Source organism: Actinoalloteichus spitiensis RMV-1378 (genome assembly GCF_000239155.1).
Classification (GTDB): Bacteria; Actinomycetota; Actinomycetes; order Mycobacteriales; family Pseudonocardiaceae; genus Actinoalloteichus_B; species Actinoalloteichus_B spitiensis.
Genome location: NZ_AGVX02000885.1, coordinates 1 through 632 on the forward strand (window position 1 = coordinate 1; position 632 = coordinate 632).

Genomic DNA, 632 nt, shown 5'->3' on the forward strand with positions numbered 1-632 from the left:
ACCGGCCCGCCGGTGCTCCCACCCGGTTCCGCCCACGACCCTCCCCCTTCCCCTCGTCCCCGTCGACCCGGGAGTGCTGCCCCGGCCCGGGTGGCGCGCACCGTCGCGGGCCCGGGCCGCCCCGGTCAGCCGTCGTCGTCGATCCTCAGCCCGGTGTGCCAGGCCAGGAACGCCAGCATCGCCGTGGCCAGGGCCTCCGACTCGCGGCCCCCGCCGACATGCCCGGTGCCGGGGGTGATCCGCAGCAGCACGGGCCCGCCGCTCGTGCGGTGCTGCAGCGCGGCCACCATCTTCCGCGAGTGCGCCGGGTCCACCCGGGTGTCGTTCTCCCCGGTGGTGAACAGCATCGCCGGCAACCTGCCGCGCCGGGGACGCACGTTGTGGTACGGCGAGTAGGTGAGCAGGGTCGCCAGGGCGGCGGGGTCCCTGACGTCCCCGTACTCCGCGCGCCACGCGCGGCCCAGCCCCCACCGTTCGTAGCGGATCATGTCCAGGGGGGCGCCGGCGGCCGACACCGCCGCGTAGGCCCTGGGCCGTTGCACGGTGGCCGCGGTGACCACCAGGCCGCCGTTGCTGCCGCCCAGCAGCGCCAGCTGCGGCCGCCGCGTCCACCGGCGGCGCACCAGGTGGTC

General features: G+C 77.2%; 1 protein-coding gene. It reads right to left on the bottom strand.

The window, feature by feature from the left end; all coding sequences use genetic code 11:
- Positions 1 to 125: 125 nt before the first annotated feature.
- Positions 126 to 632 (bottom strand): prolyl oligopeptidase family serine peptidase (locus ACTIDRAF_RS31620; protein WP_157163305.1); only part of this gene is annotated, 507 nt, incomplete at its 5' end.